Genomic DNA, 3,635 nt, shown 5'->3' with positions numbered 1-3,635 from the left:
GTCGGCGTCGGCGTCGGCGTCGGCGTCAGTAATCCGTGTCCTTGCCGAGGAACAGTTCCGCGAAGCCGGTCGCCGCGGCGGGTGAGGCGAGGATCCGCCGCAGCCTGGCCATCGAGGTACCCGCCTTGAACGGATCGCCGGACGAGGCACCGTGGTACACGTCGGAGAGCCACTGCGAGAACTCCTGGTACTGCCACACCCGCCGCAGACAGGCAGCCGAGTAGCCGCGCAGCCCGCTGTCGTCCCCCTTGCCGTAGTACGCGACGAGCGCGTCGCCGAGCAGCAGGGAGTCGTGGATCGCGAGGTTCATGCCCTTCGCGCCGATCGGCGCGAGGAGGTGGGCCGCGTCGCCGGCGAGATACAGCCGCCCGTACACCATCGGCTCCACCACGTAGTTGTGCATGGCCAGGACCCGCTTCTCGATCAGCTTGCCCTCGTTGAGCGGCCGGGCCCCCTCCGCCCCGAGGCGTGCGTGGAGCTCGGCCCACACGCGCTCGTGCGACCAGTTCTCCGGGTCGTCGCCCGGCGGGCACTCCAGGTAGTAGCGGGTGACCTGCGGGCTGCGGGCCATGTGCCCGGCGAACCCGCGCGGGTGGATGCCGAAGACGACACAGTCGGAGGACGGCGGCGCCTCGGCCAGCAGCGCCAGCCAGCCGACACCGAAGTCGTGCCGGGCGACGGTGACGTGCTCCACGGGCATACGGTCCCGGGTCACCCCGCGTGCGCCGTCGCAGCCCGCGATGAACTCGCAGTCCAGGCGGACCCGTTCGCCCGTCTCGGGATCCGTGTACGCCACCGAGGGCCGGTCCGTGTCGATCCCGGCCGGCTCGACGTCGCGGACGCCGAAACGGATGTCGCCGCCCCGGACGTCCGCGTACTCCCGCACCAGGTCCGTCACCAGCAGCGGCTGCGGGTACACGTAGTGCCGGTGGCCCGACACGTCGGCGTACGGGAACCTGTGGCGCTCTCCGGCGAACCGGAACTCGCACTCGGTGTGCGCCACGGTGTTCTCCAGGAGCCGGTCCGCCAGGCCCCGCCCCTCCAGCGCGCGGACCGCCCACTCCTCCAGGAAGCCCGCGCGCGGCCGCTGTTCGATGAAGTCCCTGCTCTCGTTCTCCAGCACCACGCAGTCGACGGAGGCGGCCCGGAGGATGTTGGCGAGGGTCAGTCCCGCGGGCCCCGCCCCCACGATGACGACGCGGGTGCGCTGCGCGCGGGCGGGAGCGGGGGCGGACGGAGCGGAGGCGTCTGCGGTCATGCGAACAGTATGGCGAATCCGGTGTGGCCCGATTGTCAACTCGAAGCCTGCCGGGTGGGGTTGGCGGACGGGTCGGGAATGGCCGCGCCGGTGACGGAAGCGGTGGCCGCGACCGTGGTGGGTGCGGCCGTGGCGGGTGCGGCCGTGGCGGGTGCGGCGGGGGCTCCGGCTGTCGGCGGTTTCGTACGGCTTCTGAGGCCGAAGGACGACAGCAGCGCGCCCAGTGTCACCATCCCCACCGGGACGATCAGGGCCGCGCGGAAGGCGGAGAGGGTGGCGTCCGGGTCGGAGCCTGCGGAGGCGCCGGAGGAGGCCAGGCCGTACACCGCCGTCACCGCCGAGATGCCGATCGCCGAGCCGAACTGGGTGGCGGTGTGCAACAGACCGCTCGCCAGGCCCTGTTCGGACTCCGCCACACCGTCCGTCGCCGCGATCGTGAGCGGACCGTAGGCCAGCGCGAAGGCGGTGCCCGCGATGATCAGGGTCGGGAACATCGCCGCGTACGACCAGTCCATTCCCACGGGAAGGAAGAGCCCGTACGCGACGACCGCCAGGACGAAGCCGCCGAGGATCACCTTGGCGTGGCCGAAGCGGGTGACCAGGCGCGGGGTGAGCGTGGGGGCGAGGATCGCGTCGCAGCCCAGCACCACCAGGGCGATCGCCGTCTGCAGGGAGGACCAGCCGCGCAGTTCCTGGAGGTAGAGCGTCAGGACGAACTGGAAGCCGAAGAAGGCGCCCACGAAGAGGAGCGCGCCGAGATCGGCCCGTACGACGGAGCCGGTGCGGAGGATGCCGAGGCGCACGAGGGGGGTGGGGGTGCGGCGTTCGACGGCGACGAAGACGACGAGCAGGGTGGTCGCTGCGAGGGCGGCTCCGGCGGTCAACTGCCAGCCGTCCAGGCCGTGTTCGAGGCGGATGACGGCGTACGCGGCGAGCAGCATGGCGGCCGCGGCGGTGCCGGCGCCGAGGATGTCGAACCCTTCGGTACGCCGCCGGGGGCGCCCGGGGCTCTTCTCGGGTTCCTGGTTCTCGGGTTCCGCGTTCTGGCGTTCCGCGTTCTGGCGTTCCCCGTTCTCGGGTTCCGCGGTGCGCGGCTGGTGCGGGATCAGGCGTACCGCCGCCACGAGCAGGGCGCCCGCGAGCAGGACCGGGGCGAAGAAGACCCAGCGCCAGCCCAGTTGGGTGAGCAGGCCGCCGATGACCAGGCCGAGGGAGAAGCCGCCGGCCGCCGTGCCCGCGAAGACCAGCAGCGCCTTGTTGCGCTGCTCGCCCTCCTCGTACGACGTCGTGATGAGGGACAGCGCGGCCGGGGTCATGAACGCGGCCGAGACGCCGGTGACGAAGCGGGCGACGATCAGCGTCCAGCCCTCCGTGGCGAAGCCGCCCAGGCCCGAGAAGGCGAGGAAGACCGTCAGCCAGGTGAGGAACATCCGGCGGCGGCCCAGCAGGTCGGCCGCGCGGCCGCCGAGCAGGGTGAAGCCGGCGTAGCCGAGCACGTACGCGCTCATCACCCAGGCCGCGGTGTCGGTCGCCAGGTCGAGGTCGGATCTGATGGAGGGGATCGCCACCGCCAGCATGGCGACGTCGATGCCCTCCAGGAAGATCGTTCCGCAGAGGACGAGCAGCAGGGCCCAGGCACGGGTGCCCATCACGACTCCTTGGGTCGACGAAGGGGCGGTTACCCGAATGAGGGTCGGTTCCCTCTTGTAACCGGTGCCAGCCTGCGGCAGCATCGGCGGACATGGAAGAAGGCACTTTGGAGTCACCGAGTAAGTGCGCGGTAACCATGGACGGCGAGGACACCGATCCCTTCCAGTGGGACACCCGGGAGGACTGCCAGGTGCGGCAGATCCTCGACCGGGTGGCCGACAAGTGGTCGCTCCTCGTGATCGCCCTGCTCGACAACCGGCGGTTGCGGTTCACCGAGTTGCGGCGGGAGATCGACGGGGTGAGTCAGCGGATGCTGACGGTGACGCTGCGGCAGTTGGAGCGGGACGGGCTCGTGAAGCGGACCGTGCATCCTGTGGTGCCGCCTCGGGTGGAGTACGAGCTCACTCCCCTCGGCGGGACCCTCCACTCGACCATCCGGTCGCTGGTGTCCTGGACGGAGGCCCACCAGGGGGAGATCGCGGCGGCCCGGGAGGCTTATGACGAGCGGGTGGGGGCCGCTGGTTGAGGGGGCGGGCGGTTTTCGCCCCCGCCGCCCCTACCTATTCCCGTCCCCTGGGGCTCCGCCCCAGACCCCGTGGGGTGGGTTGTCGGGTGCGGGTGCGTTGTGGCTGGTCGCGCGGTTCCCCGCGCCCCTAAAAGGGGCGCGGGGGACTGCGCAGTCTTTTGGGGGTTCGGGGGCGGGGCCCCAGATCGGGAGAGCGTCGGG

At 71.6% G+C, this 3,635-nt stretch carries 3 protein-coding genes; 1 reads left to right on the top strand and 2 read right to left on the bottom strand.

Going from position 1 to position 3,635, the window contains the following annotated elements; genetic code table 11:
• Positions 1-25 precede the first annotated feature (25 nt).
• Positions 26-1,258: a 4-hydroxybenzoate 3-monooxygenase gene (locus O3Q52_RS50555; protein WP_269655156.1), complete on the bottom strand. Its 1,233-nt coding sequence runs from the start codon at positions 1,256-1,258 to the stop codon at positions 26-28.
• Between the two features lie 35 nt (positions 1,259-1,293).
• Positions 1,294-2,907 carry an MFS transporter gene (locus O3Q52_RS50550; RefSeq protein ID WP_269655155.1) on the bottom strand — a complete coding sequence of 538 codons (1,614 nt, stop codon included), beginning with the start codon at positions 2,905-2,907 and terminating at the stop codon, positions 1,294-1,296.
• A 92-nt stretch (positions 2,908-2,999) separates the two neighbouring features.
• Here O3Q52_RS50550 and O3Q52_RS50545 point away from each other — a divergent pair, with 92 nt between their 5' ends.
• Positions 3,000-3,434 (top strand): helix-turn-helix domain-containing protein, encoded by a 435-nt coding sequence (locus O3Q52_RS50545; RefSeq protein WP_269655154.1) that lies wholly within the window; start codon positions 3,000-3,002, stop codon positions 3,432-3,434.
• Positions 3,435-3,635 lie beyond the last annotated feature (201 nt).

This window comes from Streptomyces sp. ActVer, assembly GCF_027270795.1.
In the GTDB taxonomy this organism is placed as follows: domain Bacteria; phylum Actinomycetota; class Actinomycetes; order Streptomycetales; family Streptomycetaceae; genus Streptomyces; species Streptomyces umbrinus_A.
Note: the sequence above shows the minus strand (reverse complement) of the source record. Positions and strands in the feature narration are given on the sequence as shown.

Coding starts and splice junctions, on each gene's coding strand:
- O3Q52_RS50545 (WP_269655154.1), top strand. CDS start 3,000: ATGGAAGAAGGCACTTTGGAGTCACCGAGTAAGTGCGCGGTAACCATG.
- O3Q52_RS50555 (WP_269655156.1), bottom strand. CDS start 1,258: ATGACCGCAGACGCCTCCGCTCCGTCCGCCCCCGCTCCCGCCCGCGCG.
- O3Q52_RS50550 (WP_269655155.1), bottom strand. CDS start 2,907: ATGGGCACCCGTGCCTGGGCCCTGCTGCTCGTCCTCTGCGGAACGATC.